Here is a 17138-nt window from a genome sequence, read left to right as displayed (position 1 = left end):
GACTAAAAGTTAAAGTGTGTACTTGATTATTTTAAGATTTTTGGCGTATTTTAACCTTCTTTCATTTACAACTTTTTATCCGACATTTGTTACCCAATTTTAAACGAATATGAAAGTTTGCATTGCTGAAAAACCAAGCGTGGCAAGGGATATTGCAGAAGTGATCGGTGCGAAACAACGCAAAGATGGCTACTATGAGGGCAATGGCTACCAGGTAACCTGGACTTTCGGACATTTCTGTACCCTCAAGGAGCCGCACGATTATTACGAGCAATGGAAGTTCTGGCGACTGGAAGATCTGCCCATGATCCCTCCCAGCTTCGGTATCAAACTAATTGAAAATTCAGGTGTACAAAAACAGTTTAAAATTATAGAAAGCCTGGTGCAGGCGTGTGAAGAAGTGATAAATTGCGGGGATGCCGGGCAGGAAGGAGAACTAATCCAGCGCTGGGTGCTGCTGAAAGCGAAATGCGCCGCCCCCATTAAAAGGCTCTGGATTTCATCTCTGACAGTGGAGGCTATCCGCGATGGCTTTCAAAACCTGAAAGCATCCGAGCAATATAACAACCTGTACGCCGCAGGCAGCGCACGCGCTATCGGCGACTGGCTCCTGGGCATGAACGCCACCCGGCTGTTCACTAAAAAATTCGCGCAGGGTAAGGTGGTACTGTCCATCGGAAGGGTGCAAACACCTACCCTGGCCATGATTGTGCAGCGGCAAAAGGAAATCAATGCCTTTGTGTCGGAAGACTACTGGGAACTGAAAACCATTTACCGGGAAACAGAATTCACCGCGGCCATCGACCGCCTGAAAACACCGGATAAAGCCGCCAAAGGGCTCGCCTATCTCAAAGAACACCCGTTTGAGGTGACTTCCTTCGAAAAGAAAGACGGAAAAGAAGGCAACCCGCGCCTGTTTGACCTCACCGCCCTGCAGGTGGAAGCCAATAAAAAATTCGGCTTCTCTGCAGATGATACGCTCAAATATATTCAGAACCTTTACGAGAAAAAGCTGACTACCTACCCCAGGGTGGATACCACTTATCTCTCGGAAGACCTGCACCCGAAAATTGCCGGTATCCTGCAGGATATGACGCCCTACAACGCGCTCACCGCACCGCTGCTGGCTGCTCCTATCCCAAAGCTAAAGACTGTTTTCGACGATAAAAAAGTAACAGATCACCATGCCATCATACCGACCGGTCAGCATCCCGGTGGTCTTCCCCTGGAAGAAAAAAGGATCTACGACCTGGTAGCCCGCCGCTTTATTGCCGCTTTCTACCCGGAATGTAAGATCTCCAATACCACCGTACTCGGTAAAGTAGGACAGGTACCTTTCAAAGTAACCGGTAAACAGATTATAGAACCGGGATGGAAAGAAGTATATGCCAACGATGTAAAAGAGAAAAAGGAAGGGGAAGAAGAAGAGAAAATACTCCCTCACTTTGAAGTGGGTGAAAGCGGGCCACATACCCCACGCATCCACCAGGGCAAAACCTCTCCGCCCAAAGCCTTTACAGAAGCGACCTTGCTGCGAGCAATGGAAACTGCCGGCAAGCAGGTAGATGATGAGGAAATGAGGGAATTGCTGAAAGACAATGGCATCGGCCGGCCTTCCACCCGCGCCAATATCATCGAAACCCTGTTCCGCAGAAAATATATCGAGAAGAAAAAGAAAAATATCTATGCCACCCAAACCGGCATGGATCTCATTGACACCATACAAACAGAGCTGCTGAAAAGCGCCGAACTAACCGGTCAGTGGGAACGTAAACTACGCCTCATAGAAAAAGGCGAGTACGCGATGGACACCTTCAAAGATGAACTGATCCAGATGGTAGTTGACCTTACCAAAGAAGTAAAAACATCCAGCTACAAGTTCATCACCATTGCCCCTGATCCGCCGCCTGTACCGGAAGAAAAAGAGAAACCCAAAAAGGAACCTAAGCCCAAAAAGGCCGTAGTGATAGCGGAAATGCAATGCCCGAAATGCAAAACGCATCCGCTCAAAAAAGGCAACACCGCCTATGGCTGCGCCAATTTTAAAGAATGCGGCTTCAAACTTCCGTTCGAAATACTGGGCAAAAAATTAACCGACAAACACATTGCGGACCTGCTGACCAAAGGCAAAACCGCCAAAATAAAAGGGCTCCAGGTTCCTGGCAGCACGGAGGAGCGCGAAGGGAGGCTCGAGCTGGGGGCGGACTTTAATGTCACGTTGACTTAGTGCGGGGGATCGCAGCGTATTTTGTCTTGGCTCAGGATTACGCTGATTATACTGATTAACTGGATTTTTACTTTTGGATTTTTTTAGATTTTTTTGATTTTCTTAAAATAATAATTAAGGGAGATAAGAGCGAATATCCGCTGCTATCTCCCTTAATCCTTTATAAAATCAAAAAAGTAAAAATCCAGTTAATCAGTATAATCAGCGTAATCCTGAGCCAAGACAAAATACGCTGCGATCCATCCTACACAATCGCCGTTCCCACCGTCACATCCTTCCACTGCTCCAGGTCAGCTTCCAACGTGGCTATTTTTTGATACGCGAGATTGTAGGCGTCTTCTCCGAGGAAGAGATGCAGCGGTGCATTGTCTGCAGCGGCTACGTCGATAATGGCGGCTACTGCTTTTTCGGGATCACCTGGCTGGTTGCCGTTAATCTCCTCCTGATGCGCGTGCTGGGCAGCACGAACCGACTCGTATGCGGCCAGTTGGTTCACAGGCAGGCCCAGGGAGCCGGAAGAGAGGAAATCGGTTCTGAAATAACCAGGGGAAACGATGGTTACAGAGATGCCAAAAGGTTTCACTTCAACCGCCAACGATTCAGATAAACCGTTTACCGCGAACTTGGTAGCGCAATAGATACCGAAGCCGGGGAAGCTACCGGTAAGACCAGCGATAGAGGAAATGTTGATGATGTGCCCGGACTGTTGCGTTCTCATTTGTGGCAGGATACTGCGGGTTACATTCAGGAGGCCAAATACATTCACATCAAAATTGCTTCGTGATTCTGCATCCGACAGCTCTTCAATGCTGCCTAATTGTCCGTACCCGGCGTTGTTCACCAGTACGTCGATGCGACCGAAACGGCTGATAGTTTCCTTTACTGCTGCCTGTATGCTATTTTCATTATTAAGGTCAACGGCCAGGGGCAGGAAATCCGCGTCCGTTGCAATTTTGCGCAGGTCGTCGATACTACGTGAGGTGGCGGCTACTTTATATCCTTTGTTTAATAATTGTTTTACGAGGGAGCGGCCTAATCCTTTGGAGGCGCCGGTTACAAACCATACTTTTTTGTTGTCCATGATCTTGTGTTTTTTGTTAACACAAAAGTAGAACAGGGAATGCTGCTGCGTGTTACGCTATTCAAACCAATAATTGCAAAAATCAAACAACGCGGAAAGCGCCGGGAGGGATACTGGTTTGTTTTTTGAAAAAGTTGCTGAAGTGAGCAGGTTCCTCAAATCCAAGGGCATAGCTGATTTCTGCCACATTCCAGTTAGTATGCTTTAATAAAGCCTTTGCTTCTGCCGTTACGCGCTCTGCAATGTGCGCCGTGGTGGTTTTTCCTGTGGTTTCGCGGATGGCCCGGTTCAGGTGATTCACGTGCACAGACAACTGTTTTGCGAAATCGTTGGCAGAACGCAATGCAAACCGCTGTGCCGGCGATTCAATAGGGAATTGCCGCTCCAGCAGGTCGGTAAATACCGCCGTGATACGCGACTTCGCATCTGCGTGCTGGTACAGGGTTTCGGAGGGCTGCATCTTTAAGGCGTAGTGGATGATTTCTGTAAGGTAGCTACGCAGCAGGTCGTATTTATAAACGTAGTCCGTATTGATTTCTGTGAGCATCTTTTTAAAGAGCTGTGATACTTCTTTGTCCTGGGCCTTTGTCAGTATATAAGAAGGAATACCCCCCGGCATCATCATGGGCAGGTCGTGGATGTTGCCACGGGTGGCGCCTGTAAAAAAGGACTCCCGGAATATGCAGAAATAGCCGCTGATGTCGTTCGTCAGGGGCTCCCATCCGTAAGGGACCTGCGGGTTAAAGAAAATCAGGGTGCTGCCTTTTACTTCAATGGTTTTATCTGCATAGTGATAAAGGTTGGCTCCCCTTAGCAGGCTTACCTTGTAAAAGTCACGGCGGCTGTATTTCACCGTTGAAGCGCCGTCTACAATGCAGTCCTCCAGCCGGAATACATTAAAGTGACCTATATCCTGCTGTAACTTATCAGGTACTGCCTGGAACTTATGTTCGTAAAACTCCTGGAGTGTTTCTGTTTTGTTCATTCAGCGAAGTTACAAAATTCACACTATGATTAGTAGTGATTATTATGATTTCCCGGGTAACCATAATAATCACATCTCTTTAACAGGCCAGTATTAAATCTTCCGGTTCACGGAATTTCCGTTCGCTGCTTTTAATAGGCACATCGTTTATGGCAGCCAGCCTGCGTTGCATGAATCCATCGGCATTAAACTCCCACAGCTCATTGCCGTACGACCGGAACCAGTTACCGGCATGATCATGCCATTCATACTCAAAGCATACGGCAATGTGGTTATCTGTAAAGCTCCAGAGTTCTTTTTTCAGGCGGTAGTCCAGCTCCCGCTGCCATTTCTTTGTAAGAAAGGCCACTACTTCTTCCCGGCCGTTGATAAACTGGTCGCGGTTGCGCCATACGGTGTCGGGCGTGTATACCAGTGATACCTTTTGCGGATCACGGCTGTTCCAGGCGTCTTCTGCCATCTGCACTTTTTGCAGGGCGGTTTCATGCGTAAATGGAGGAAGGGGGAATTTCTGTTCCATGAGATAATTGTTTAAAAGTGATCAGTATAATATTACAGATAGATCGATCTGTCTATTTTAAAAGATTAAAAAAAAGATGCCGGGCATCTTTAAATTTATAGAGATGAAATATGCACGTGGTCCGCATTACAACAATCCCAATGCCATTTTCCTCGCTTCCTGCACCGGCCACTGGTTCCGGTAAAGCTGACTTTCCACGATCGCGGATTCAAACAACAGGTATACATGATCCTTTACCAATTGCTTCTCATTGGTGAGGATCTCACCTAAAAAAGCACGCAGATCTTTTTTATGATCCTGTATGACCGTCAACACCGCTGTGTCCTTCTCCGTAGTTTCCGACAGGATATTCAAAAAGGCGCAGCCCCTGAAATGCTCCCTTTCATTATTATCAAACAGGAAGTCAAACGCTGCCGCAATTTTATCCTTCGGCTTGCCGGCCTCGTCTGTAAAGCTTTTCAGCCCGGCCATCCAGTCGATATGACGCTGATGTAAAAACGCCAGGAGCAAAGATTCCTTCGATTCATAATGCAGGTACAAACTGGCTCTCGCCACACCAGCTTCCTCAATCACCTGGTTAATGCCTGTGGCGTGATATCCCTGGTTATAGAAAAGTGCAGTGGCAGTATCCAGCAAACGCTGCTTTGGATCTCCTGTTTTCTTCTTCATGGAACAAAGATAGTACAAAATAGACAGATCGATCTATCTTTTTTCCATTTACATAAAACAATTAAAAAAAAGTACGGCTTACTTTATCTTGTTGGCAAAATAATCAAGCGTTTAGCATGTATTCAACATTCCGGAAACTATTTCTGTATCTTTTAATTTTATGGTGTGCAGTATCAACGGTGTACGCCGGTGCAAAAGCCACTACCTGTGAAGCTTCCCATCTGAAATGCGAACACCTGGTAATGCCGCTCGGTGTAGACGCTGCTCATCCGCGGCTGTCGTGGCAACTGGAAGATGCGCGCCCGGGCGCGCGCCAAACGGCCTACCAGATCCGCATATCCACCGATTCACTGACCCTGGACACCCACCCGTTGTGGACTTCCGGCAAAATTAACCGCGCAGATATACTTACCAGCTACTCCGGGAAACCGCTGCAACCATTTACCCGCTACTACTGGAGCGTGGAAATATGGGATAAAGACGGCGTAAAATCCACTCCCCGCCGCTCCTGGTTTGAAACAGGCATGTTGCAGCAAAGCAACTGGAAAGGCGCCTGGATCAGCGACGGTGAGGACACCCGCCTGAAACCCGCCGCCAACTTCAGAAAAATTTTCACCGCTACGAAATCCATAAAGTCTGCCCGCGCCTATATCGCCGTAGCAGGCCTGTATGAACTGTATATCAACGGGGAAAAAGCAGGCAACCATCGCCTCGATCCCATGTACACCCGCTTCGATCGCCGCACGCTATACGTTACCTACGATGTTACCTCCCTGCTGCAATCCGGTAAAAACGCCATCGGCGTAATGCTTGGTAATGGCTGGTATAATCACCAGTCCACCGCCGTATGGAACTTTCATGAAGCGCCGTGGCGCGGCCGGCCGGCATTCTGCCTCGATCTGCGGGTAACCTATACTGATGGCACCGTGGAAACTGTTACCTCTGGGAAAGACTGGAAAACGGCATTGGGACCTATCGTATTTAACAGCATTTATACCGCAGAACATTATGACGCCCGCAAAGAACAACCAGGATGGAACACCGTTAATTTCGACGACAACAAATGGAAAGAGGTTATTTACCGTGCCGCGCCTTCCCAAAACATTGTATCGCAACAATTATATCCCATCGAAAATGTGGAGGAAATTCCTGCTGCCGCCGTTACCCATCCCAACGACAGCACCTGGATATATGACCTGGGCAGAAATATTGCCGGCGTAAGTAAGATCCGCGTAAGCGGTGCAGCCGGTACTATCATTAAGCTGAAGCACGGCGAGCAACTGGATAAAAAAGGATTTGTAGACCTCTCCAATATTATAGTGCATTATCGCCCTACAGATGACACCGATCCTTTCCAGACAGATATTTTTATCCTCGGCGGCAAAGGAGAAGAAACCTTTATGCCCCGCTTCAACTATAAAGGCTTTCAATATGTGGAAGTGACCAGCAGTAAACCGGTACAGCTCAATAAGGAAAGTCTCACCGGCTATTTCATGCACAGCAATGTACCTCCGGCAGGCCACATTCATGGCTCCGATACCATGATCAATAAATTATTCACGGCCACCAATAATGCCTATCTCTCCAACCTGTTCGGTTATCCAACGGATTGCCCGCAGCGCGAAAAGAACGGCTGGACAGGAGATGCACAGATTGCCATTGAAACCGGGTTGTATAGTTACGATGGCATCACCATCTATGAAAAATGGCTGGCAGACCACCGCGACGAGCAGCAGCCCAACGGGGTGCTGCCCTCTATCATTCCCACCGGCGGCTGGGGATATGAATGGGGCAATGGCCCGGACTGGACCAGCACCATCGCCATCATTCCGTGGAACATCTACCTGTTTTACGGAGATACTACACTGCTCTCGGCCTCCTATGATAACATGCGCCGTTATGTGGACCGGATCACGGCGATTAGTCCGTCCGGACTAACCACCTGGGGCCTCGGCGACTGGGTGCCGGTAAAATCAAAATCACCCGTGGAATTCACATCCTCGGCTTACTACTATGCCGACGCGCTGATCCTGGCCAAAGCGGCGAAATTGTTTGGCAGAACATCAGACCATAGTAAATACAGCGCACTGGCAGAGAAGATCAAAACCGCTTTTAATGCCAAATACCTGAACCGTGAAACCGGTATCTATGGAGAAGGCGTACAAACAGAGCAAAGCGTTGCCCTGTACTGGGGATTAGTGCCCGATGCCATGAAAAGCAAGGTAGCCGCCAATCTCGCAAAGAGAGTGGCCGCAGATAACTTTCACCTCGACGTGGGTTTGCTGGGCACCAAAAGTATCCTGAATGCGCTGAGCGAAAACGGCTATGCAGATGTAGCCTGGAAACTGGCCGCGCAACGCACTTTTCCATCGTGGGGCTGGTGGATCATGAACGGCGCTACTACCCTCTTCGAAAACTGGGATATCAATGCCTCTTCAGATCTTTCGCGCAATCACATCATGTTTGGTGAAATAGGCGCCTGGCTGTACAAGGGACTCGCTGGTATTAAGCCGGATGAAAATGCGCCCGGGTTTAAAAACATCCTGTTATCTCCTAATTTCGTAGAAGGCCTGGATCATTTTGAAGGAAGTCATGACAGCCCTTACGGAACCGTGGTTTCTTCCTGGAAAAGAAACGGTACGGCCATCACCTACCGTGTGACAGTGCCCGCAAATGCCGGTGCAGACATCTTTTTTCACATCTCACCCACACAAAAAATATATGAAAACGATAAACCGGTAATTACAGAAAACACCGGTAAAGGGTTACGTTATCATGTAACCGCAGGTACGAAAGAGTTTCAGATCAGGTAAGCAGGGTCTTTCTGAATAATTTCTACTCCCTTCTTTCCCGCTATGATGGCAGCATGCGCCATATTATAGAAAAGCGATGTTTCGAGAATACCCGGAATGTCCTTTAAACGATAATTGAGGCTGTCTAATGGCGGGAAGGAACGGAACCAGATATCAACAAGCATGTTGCCATTCTCGGTAATCACTGCCCCATCTTTTTTATTACTAAGCCGGATCACCGGGTTAGCTAGTGAAAATATTTTCTTCAGCTGCTTCAGCACAAAGGGAACTGCTTCCGGGATCACTTCTATCACTACGGGAAAAGTAGTGTACAACTGCGCTACGTATTTGGAGCCATCGCCGATAAGGATGAATTTATCTGCCATTGCGGCCAGCAATTTTTCCCGTGTATGAATACCACCACCGCTCTTCAGGGCATTCAGCTGATGATCAAACTGATCGCATCCGTCAAAATAAATATCCAGCCGGGATACGTCTCCTGGTTGTTTAGTGTTGAATCCGTGTTCCTGCAGTAGTTGCTGTGTGTTAAAGGAAGAGGTAACCGTGGTAATGCTTTTAAATAACGTTTCCTCCGTTTTCAGGTAGTTCACCAGGTGTGCAATGGTACTGCCTGCACCCAGCCCGATGGTATTGCCGGGTTTTATATAATCCAACGCTGCCTTTGCAGCCACTTGTTTCAGATCTTCCATATGGGTTGTTATGAAAGGTAAAGATGCGATTTTTTTGTCTTACTCAGGTTAGACTGAGTAAGACAAAACTCCGCCACTTTATACTGCTATATGATACTTCATTCCTTTCTTTGTAGCGAAGCGCAATACGCCGTTACTATACTGATGCGGTATCACTGCTCCGCTTCGATCCTTTACCACAGCGCTTTCCGGCAGCAACAGGCGGCACTCCGCACCGGTATTGGAGAGCAGGTTGAGTTCCTGCACTGTTTTATTTTTCCAGCTGAAATCCACTACAAAACCATTGATAGCGCAAAGTCCCTTTACCTGGCCGGCAGCAAATTCCTCCTTATCCGGCAGGGCGGGTAGCAGGCGGATTACGTTATCGCCCCCATGGCTTTGCAGCAGCATTTCCGCGATACCGGCCACGGCGCCTAAGTTACCATCAATCTGGAACGGCGGATGTGAGCAGAACAGGTTGGCGTAAGTACCTGCCCCGGAGCGCATACTGATTTCGCTGGTAGCGGCGGCAGGCGCCAATAATTCCTGCAACATGGTATAGGCGTGATTACCGTTGCCTAAGCGGGCCCAGAAAGCAATTTTCCAGGCGCGCGACCAGCCGGTGCCACCATCGCCTCTTCTAAGCAGTGTTTTTTCTGCTGCCGCAGCTAATTCCGGTGTATCCCACGGTGTAATTTCGTCATACGGATACAAACCATACAATGGTGATACGTGCCGGTGATGCGGATCTGCTTCTTTATAATCTTCCAGCCATTCCTGCACACCGCCGGTACTGGGGCTCACCTGGTTTGGCGCCAGTTTGGCCAGTACTCCCTGCAGCGTATCTGCCCAGCCTTTATCCGTTTGCAGGATGCGGGCCGCTTCCTGGTTGGCTTTGAGTAAATCCCTTCCGATCTGCATATCCATGGTTGGTCCCATGCAGGTTTGTCCCTGCTGCCCGTTGGGCAGGATGTACGCATTTTCCGGCGAGTTGGATGGCGCAGTCACCAGCCACTGATGCGATGGTTCTGTGATCAGGATATCTTTATAAAAAACAGCGGCGCCTTTCAGTACCGGGTATATTTCTTTCAGGAATTTTTTATCGTTGGTATACTGGTAATGTTTCCAGAGATGGGTAGCTACCCAGGCGCCACCGGTTAACGTAGAACCCCAGTCGGCCCCTTCACCGGGAGAAGTAAAGCCCCATGGGTTGTTGATCACATGCGCCACCCAGCCATCTGCTTTATAGTAGGTGCGGGCGGTGCGCTGACCGTATTTCGCCATTTGCCTGGCCAGTGTAAACAGTGGCTGGTGGCAATCCGACAGGTTTGTTACTTCTGCCGGCCAATAGTTCATCTGTACATTAATGTTGAGATGATAATCGGCGTTCCATGGTGTCTGGTATTCTTCTGCCCAAAGCCCCTGTAAGTTGGCCGGCATGCCGCCATTGCGGGAGGAGCTGATCAGCAGGTACCGTCCGAAATTAAAATACAGGGAGGCCAGGGAAGCGTCCTTTTTACCATCGTGCAGGCGTTGCAGCCGGTCGATGGTAGCGAGGGTCTTCACCTCATCATTGCTGTTATCGGTAAAGGATATACGACAACGGTTAAAGAACGACGTATAGTCCTTTACGTGCGACTGTAATAACGCCTGCCAGGAAGATGTGGTGGCTTTATTGATATCTGCCAGCGTTTTCGGCAGCGGGGCCGGACCTGGTGTTTCCACCTCCGGCCAGTTCATATTGGTACGGGCGGCTACCAGTAATAAACATTCAGTAGCGCCGGTAATGATGATCTGGTCATTGCTTTGTGTACGGGTACCGCCTTTGGGTATTACTTTCAGTACGGCTGCATACTGAACACCGGGGTCGTTGTTGCCGCCATTGAGCGTACCGCTCATTTCCAGGTTGCCGTTTACCACTTTCAGGGCGGCGCGTTCCTTCCGGTATAAGCCGGTACTGAAAGAAAGACTGCCAGGTTTGCTGGCGCTGAGGCGTACTACGGCCACCTGCCCTGGAGCTGATACCAGTACTTCTTCCTTAAAAGTAACCCCGTTCTTTTCCCAGCTTACGGCGCTGATGGCGCTATCCAGCCTTAGTTGCCGCTGGTAGTTGCTTACCGCCGACGTGGTATCTTTCCACTGGATAAAAAGGTCGCCCAGGGTTTGATAGCAACCAAACTTCACATTGGCGCCACCACTGCTTCCGGGGCCTTTGCACACAAAATATTGCTGCAGCATTTTCTGCGCTTCAATATTTTTCCCTTCCAGCAGTAATGTCCTTATCTGTGGCAGGTAATTGCCTGCTTCTTTGCTGTCGGCATCCTGCACACCGCCAGCCCACATCGATATTTCGTTTAATACAATCCGTTCCCTGTTGGTGTTGCCAAATACCATAGCTCCCATACGCCCATTTCCCAACGGGGCAGATGCCGTGAAATGCCGGGCTGGTTCACTGAACCGTACCGTTACATCAGATTGCGCCGATAACGTAAGGGCGCCCAATAAAAATGCAGCTTGCAGCGTGGAATATATCTTGCAGTTCATATGCTTCAAGATATATAAAATAGTTATGCTGGGGAAACCTATAAGGAGTAATTGCTAATTACAAATTAAAAAATGCGAATTCTGTATTGGTGTGCGAAGGTTGTCTTGGCTCAGGATTACGCTGATTATACTGATTACCTTGATTTTACTTTTTGGATTTTGTAAAGGATTTTGGGAGATATAAGCGGATATTTTCGCTTATATCTCCCAAAATCAACTAAAATCCTTTATAAAATCCCAAAAAGTAAAATCAAGGTAATCAGTATAATCAGCGTAATCCTGAGCCAAGACAACCTTCGCATAACCGCTTTATTCCTTCCATGCACGCCCGCGCATTGTGGTAAGGGCATTTCCATAGTCCGGCTTTGTCTTCCGGGATGATGCTGTAATCCGCGTACACGCCCCAGAACCATTCGCCGTTGGTTTTGTCGATGATGTGTTGCGTTATAAAGTTCCAGGTGTTTTGTGCGTGTTGCAGGTAACGGCCATGTGGTTGCAGTTGCCAGGCGTTGATAAAGCCCACCAGCGCTTCGGCTTGTGGCCACCAGTGTTTCTCTGTATTCATGTGGCGCCGGGAGGTCTCATATTCGTACCAGAGGCCACCATCCTTATCTATGCCGCCCTGCAGGGTGGCATTGGTGATCACCAGGGCCAGTTTGCGGTATTGTTCAGTGAGTGTGGGATCGCCGATAATTTCTGCTGCTTCCAGCAGGAGCCAGCTGGCTTCAATGTCATGTCCGTATGATACATGATTACCTTTTACCTGCCATTGTTCATCAAAAAACAAATGCAGATGCCCGCTTTTTTTATCGATGATCTTATCGTGAAATACCTGCAATAACCGTTGTATTTGTATACGTAGTTTCTCGTCCGGCCAAACGGTGTATAGATTCGCATACGCTTCCACTACATGCAGGTGGGTATTCATGGTTTTCTTTTCATTGGCATCTTTTGCACTGAGACGCAGATCCACTATTTCCTGCCACTCCCGTGTGAATGCTTCAAAGTAACCATCATGAACCGGATCATAACTGTGCTGTTCTATGTTGTTGTACAGGGAAATGGCGGTAGACAGTACCTCCGGGTGTGGCGCCGCTTTGTAGTATTCACTGTATGCGTAAAGGGCAAATGCAATGGCATATACCTGTTTCTTTGTTTCGGCCGGCTGGCCGGTATAGTCTACCGTCCAGTATACGCCCCCGTAAGCAGGATCAATAAAGTGTGTATTAAAATACCGGTATGCACGATCTGCTATTGCCAGGTAGGCCGGGTTGCGAGTAGTGTTGTAGGCGGCTGCAAATGTCCACAGGATGCGGGCATTTAATACCGCACCCTTTGCCGCTCCCGGTATGGGAACATTATCATTTCCCAGCTTGCCAAGGAAGCCGCCATATGTTTCGTCCGGCGTATATTTCATCCAGTAGTCCAGGATGGCGGTAAGTTCTTTTTCCAGTGATGTCTTTAATTCCTGTTGCATTATTTCCTTCTTTGTTCCAGTTCAGCAGAGATAGTAGCGATGCGCTCTTCAGAGAGCGGGTACATGGCGATAAATATGATAGACAATACCGACCCGATGGCCGGTAAAAAACTAAGCATTAACAGTATGCCGTTTTGTGCAGCATCGGCCTGTACTTCGTTGGCTTTAAAACCAAAGGCGCCCAGCAGCCAGCCGGTGAGCGCTCCGCCGATCGTCCAGCCAAACTTCTGCGACATCGACGAGGAAGAGAAGATCAGGCCAGTGGCACGGCGACCGTTTTTCCACTCGGAATAGTCCGCGATATCTGCGTACATCGACCATAACAATGGGAAAATAATACCTGCGCAAATACTAATCAGGAACTGGAATATAAAGATCAGGGTGAGTTGTCCGCGGCCCAGCCAGTAAAACCCGATACTCAGGATAGAAGCTATCAGCATAGCGCCCAGGTAAGTATTCTTCTTACCTATTTTATTACCAATGGGAGAAGCCAGGATTACGCCTGCTATATTTGCCGCCTGGCCTAGTACAAGGTACAGCGTGGAATAGGTAATGCTGACACTGCCCAGTTTAAAAGCCTGCGCATTCTGTATATAATATTTGAAATAGTACAGGGTGGCGCCGTCGCGGATAGAGTTGAAGATCAGTGCGGCAATACCCGCTCCCAGCAATATCCACCAGGGCTTATTTTTCCAGAGATCCTTTACGTCTTCTTTCAGTGACGACTGCTCCTCTTTTATAGGCTGCACTCTTTCTTTTACCCAGGCAAAGCATAGCAGAAATAAGATCACACAAATTACGGCGATCACTGCCACGCCCAGCTGCCAGCCCATTTGCAGGTTATTTTCTCCTCCGGCTTTACTAAAAAAATTTACCAGCGGCTCTATCAACGCCAGCGCAATAAGACTGCCACCAAAAGCAAAGGCCATCCTGAAAGAGGCCAGCGTATTCCTTTCCTTTCCGTCGGCAGAGATCACTCCCAGTAACGATGCGTAAGGCACGTTAATCAGGGAATAGATCATCATCATGGCGGAATAGGTAATGTAAGCGTATACCAGTTTGCCGGTGGCGCCGTAATCCGGCGTAGTGAAAGTAAGTACGCCTATAACGCCAAAAGGCACTGCCATATATAAAATGTAGGGTCTGAACTTCCCCCACCTGGAATGGGTTCTGTCAGACAAAGTACCTACTACCGGGTCAAAGAAAGTATCCCATATACGGGTAATCAGGAACATAGTGCCTACAGCAGCAGCAGCGATGCCCATCACATCTGTATAAAAAAACAACAGGTACATACCAAACAACTTCCAGAACATGGAAGAAGCCATATCTCCAAAGCCATACCCTATTTTTTCCTTTAAAGAAATTGTGTCGCCCATAGGTGGAATTCTGCTTAAAAATTACTTTATACAATCAGCAAATCTATCTCTATAAAAGATCATTTTTATAATACTTATTTATCTATTCAGGGTGCTTTGTTATCCATTGAGGAGATTAGTCTTCCGCAGGAGTAATTTCAAACCTGCCGGCGTAATGCAATGGCTCCACGGGTCTGCCGGTAAGAGCGCCCCAGGCATAGGTAAAGCAGGCGCCGAAATAAAAGATCAGGGAAGAATAAAACATAAACAACAGCACCAGCACAGTAGACGCAGAAGCCCCATAAATGCTGTTAATACTGCTGTAGGTGAGCATTACTTTCAACACCATTTTCCCGATGTTAAACAGGATGCTGGTTACCAGTGCGCCGGTAATCCCTACCCTCCATCGCGGGCGGCCGTCCGGCAGGAAATGGAACACCAGGAAAAACCAGATGGTAACAATGATCACAGAAATAACATAGTTGAGCGTGCTGTTATAATAACTGCCCAGGGCAGGCAGATACAGGTCTATATACTTTCCAAGAAAGATGCGCGCAGTTTCCGCCACCAGGTCGATGATAAACAAAACTCCTGCGAAAACGATCACCAATACTGCTTTCAGCCGGGATACCATAATTTCTCCAAAACTGCTTTTATGGATCAATCTTATTTTCCACAGTTCATTCAGCGAGCCTTTAATAATTTTGAAGAGCGTAGTGGCCACAAACAACAGGAAAATAAAGCCGGCAATGGCGATGATCCAGTTCTGCGCAATGCTCCGGAAGGCTCTCAGTGTTCCCAGGATGGCTTCGGTTGTTTCCTTTCCAAACATTCCTTCCAGCTGGATCATAAGACGCTGACCGGCATGTTGTATCCGGAAAATAATACGTAACAACTGGATAATAATGATCAGGATAGCTGGTAAGGCAAAAGTGGTAAAAAAGGCAGTGGCACCCGCCATCCGCAGCGGATCGCTGGCCTGCAGTGCCTTGTATGCTTCTTTGAAGGAAAGCAGGAAAAGCTGCCAGCGCGGCAATTGTTTTTCTGTTGTAACAGTGTCCATACCTGCGCCCAATTTACCGATAAATTTGCTTTGCCGGTTAAATGGTTGCAGGAAATTAAAACCGGCGATATTGCTATTTCTTCACCATCTGCGCAATACCGCGGCCGAAAGACCAATCCGCCAGGTCATTTTCCACGAAGATGATGATAACGTCATCTGCACTTACTGGTGTAGCGGCTGCTATACGGCTGGCTATCTTTTCATACAGCGCCTGTTTCATATCCGGTGTTCTGCCGGCCCTGGCGGTGATACGGATAAAGAGCAGGTTTTCGGTGTGCGGCACCTCAAAGTAGCTTTCCGGGTAAAGAATATCGCCGGGTTCCATGGCATGGATCACCTGGAAATAATCCGTTACAGGAATACTGAAGATATCCACGAGACTCTGATGAACAGCGAGGGAAATATCTTTTTTATTTTGTTGGGAAAGATGTTTTCCCAGGTAGATCTGTACAAAAGGCATGGCTTATTTATTTATGATGATAGTAGGCTGCTCCGGCGCCAAAGTGGCCTGGTCCATCTTTACTGTTTCTACAGTCAGGCCAGTCAGGTCCTGCTGCAACAATGTTTTGCGGGCAGTTGGCATTTGTGCGGCCGCTGCCCCGGTAGTTAGCATGCTCATGATCAGTAATTTGTTTTTCATGAATCAAATTTACTATGGTTTTATACATTTGCAATATTGAAACATTTAACATTATACTTTAATAAAACTAAACTATGATAACAGACCTCCTGGAGATGGACCTGCTCCGTACTTTTGTGCTGGCAGTGGATCTGGATAGTTTTGCGCGGGCGGCCGACCAGGTAGCGAGGTCGCAATCGGCTGTAAGTTTGCAGATGCAGCGGCTGGAGGAAATTACCGGCCAACAGTTATTTATCAGGCAGGGACGAGGCTGGCAGCTCACTCCTGCCGGCGAAATATTGCTGGGATATGCCCGGCAACTGCTGGATGTTAACCAGCAGGCGATCAATGCCCTAACGGCCACGCATATAGCAGGGAAGGTAAAACTGGGATTGCCGGCAGACTTTGCGGAAAGTGGTCTTCCGGTGGTGCTGGCACGGTTTGCCGCTGTACATCCGCACATGGAAGTGGAGGTGACGATCGACCGGCAGGCGGTGCTGCAACAGCAGCTGCAACGCGGTAAACTGGATGTGGTACTTTCCTTTGGAAAAGATATACCAGATGATGCCATCCTGATAGGGCATGTACCTATACGATGGATTGGTAACACGCAAAAGCACATCGCGCAGCTGCGGCCGTTGCCGCTGCTGCTGTTTGAAGCGCCATGCCTGTTCCGCAGTGCGGGGCTGGCAGCGCTGGAAAAAGCTAAACGTACGTGGCGGCCGGCGCTCACCAGCAGCAGCGTAGCAGGGATGTGGGCTGCAGCCCAGGCCGGATTGGGTATCACCATCCGCACAGAAATGGGACTGCCTGCAGGCTGTGTAGCACTCACAAAGACCAGTGGTTTGCCAGCACTACCTGATGTTGCCGTGTTTATGCTCATCCGTAAAAAAACGCCCTCCCCGGCTGTAAAACGGCTTACCGATATCCTCTTTGAAACCATCACTGCACAGGTGAATGAGCTTCGGAAACGAGCGAAGAAAAAATAAAAAGAAGCTGTCTCATAATTAATTGAGACAGCTTCTTTGTTTTAGCCAAAAGATGGCCTAATAATCATTATGATGATCAGGTGTTTTTTAAGAGAATAAATAGTTAATGTCAGCTTGCTTTAGCA

Annotated in this window: 14 protein-coding genes; 3 read left to right on the top strand and 11 right to left on the bottom strand. The window is 48.3% G+C overall.

What is annotated here, in order from left to right; all coding sequences use genetic code 11:
• The first annotated feature begins 109 nt into the window (after window positions 1-109).
• The gene (locus ACLHR0_RS25315; RefSeq protein WP_429050619.1) at window positions 110-2227 is read left to right on the top strand and encodes a DNA topoisomerase 3; all 2118 of its coding nucleotides are present in this window, start codon (window positions 110-112) and stop codon (window positions 2225-2227) included.
• 244 nt (window positions 2228-2471) lie between these two features.
• On the opposite strand, the gene ACLHR0_RS25310 is transcribed toward ACLHR0_RS25315, so the two are convergent.
• The 4 genes from ACLHR0_RS25310 to ACLHR0_RS25295 form a co-directional block, all read right to left on the bottom strand.
• Entirely contained in the window at window positions 2472-3308 is an 837-nt protein-coding gene (locus ACLHR0_RS25310) for an oxidoreductase (RefSeq protein WP_436490395.1), read from the bottom strand.
• An 82-nt stretch (window positions 3309-3390) separates the two neighbouring features.
• Complete coding sequence (locus ACLHR0_RS25305) at window positions 3391-4293, bottom strand: helix-turn-helix domain-containing protein (protein WP_429050621.1); 903 nt, start codon at window positions 4291-4293, stop codon at window positions 3391-3393.
• A 79-nt stretch (window positions 4294-4372) separates the two neighbouring features.
• Window positions 4373-4813, bottom strand: a complete 441-nt coding sequence (locus ACLHR0_RS25300; RefSeq protein WP_370908195.1) for a DUF1348 family protein — start codon at window positions 4811-4813, stop codon at window positions 4373-4375.
• A 126-nt stretch (window positions 4814-4939) separates the two neighbouring features.
• Window positions 4940-5482, bottom strand: a complete 543-nt coding sequence (locus tag ACLHR0_RS25295) for a TetR/AcrR family transcriptional regulator (RefSeq protein ID WP_436490393.1) — start codon at window positions 5480-5482, stop codon at window positions 4940-4942.
• Between the two features lie 116 nt (window positions 5483-5598).
• Here ACLHR0_RS25295 and ACLHR0_RS25290 point away from each other — a divergent pair, with 116 nt between their 5' ends.
• Window positions 5599-8295 (top strand): family 78 glycoside hydrolase catalytic domain, encoded by a 2697-nt coding sequence (locus ACLHR0_RS25290; RefSeq protein WP_436490392.1) that lies wholly within the window; start codon window positions 5599-5601, stop codon window positions 8293-8295.
• Here ACLHR0_RS25290 and rpiA read toward each other — a convergent pair.
• The 7 genes from rpiA to ACLHR0_RS25255 all read right to left on the bottom strand — a co-directional run bounded on the left by rpiA (window position 8283) and on the right by ACLHR0_RS25255 (window position 16045).
• Complete coding sequence (rpiA, locus tag ACLHR0_RS25285) at window positions 8283-8984, bottom strand: ribose-5-phosphate isomerase RpiA (RefSeq protein ID WP_436490390.1); 702 nt, start codon at window positions 8982-8984, stop codon at window positions 8283-8285. The two genes, ACLHR0_RS25290 and rpiA, sit on opposite strands and share 13 nt — an antisense overlap.
• Before the next feature lie 78 nt (window positions 8985-9062).
• Window positions 9063-11507, bottom strand: coding sequence for a glycosyl hydrolase family 95 catalytic domain-containing protein (locus ACLHR0_RS25280; protein ID WP_436490388.1), 2445 nt, complete (start codon window positions 11505-11507; stop codon window positions 9063-9065).
• 268 nt (window positions 11508-11775) lie between these two features.
• A complete protein-coding gene (locus tag ACLHR0_RS25275; protein WP_436490386.1) occupies window positions 11776-12984 on the bottom strand; it encodes an AGE family epimerase/isomerase in 1209 nt (402 codons plus the stop codon).
• Window positions 12984-14363 carry an MFS transporter gene (locus ACLHR0_RS25270; RefSeq protein ID WP_436490384.1) on the bottom strand — a complete coding sequence of 460 codons (1380 nt, stop codon included), beginning with the start codon at window positions 14361-14363 and terminating at the stop codon, window positions 12984-12986. The genes ACLHR0_RS25275 and ACLHR0_RS25270 overlap by 1 nt, the downstream gene beginning before the upstream one ends.
• A gap of 115 nt (window positions 14364-14478) precedes the next feature.
• Window positions 14479-15405: a YihY/virulence factor BrkB family protein gene (locus ACLHR0_RS25265; protein ID WP_429050628.1), complete on the bottom strand. Its 927-nt coding sequence runs from the start codon at window positions 15403-15405 to the stop codon at window positions 14479-14481.
• 73 nt (window positions 15406-15478) lie between these two features.
• A complete protein-coding gene (locus tag ACLHR0_RS25260; RefSeq protein ID WP_429050629.1) occupies window positions 15479-15865 on the bottom strand; it encodes a tautomerase family protein in 387 nt (128 codons plus the stop codon).
• A gap of 3 nt (window positions 15866-15868) precedes the next feature.
• A complete protein-coding gene (locus ACLHR0_RS25255; protein WP_436490381.1) occupies window positions 15869-16045 on the bottom strand; it encodes a hypothetical protein in 177 nt (58 codons plus the stop codon).
• 74 nt (window positions 16046-16119) lie between these two features.
• Between ACLHR0_RS25255 and ACLHR0_RS25250 the strand changes: the two genes are divergently transcribed.
• Entirely contained in the window at window positions 16120-17013 is an 894-nt protein-coding gene (locus ACLHR0_RS25250) for a LysR substrate-binding domain-containing protein (protein WP_436490379.1), read from the top strand.
• Window positions 17014-17138 lie beyond the last annotated feature (125 nt).

The sequence above is a fragment of the Chitinophaga sp. ARDCPP14 genome (assembly GCF_051362515.1).
In the GTDB taxonomy this organism is placed as follows: domain Bacteria; phylum Bacteroidota; class Bacteroidia; order Chitinophagales; family Chitinophagaceae; genus Chitinophaga.
This window is presented reverse-complemented; position numbering and strand designations above follow the sequence as displayed.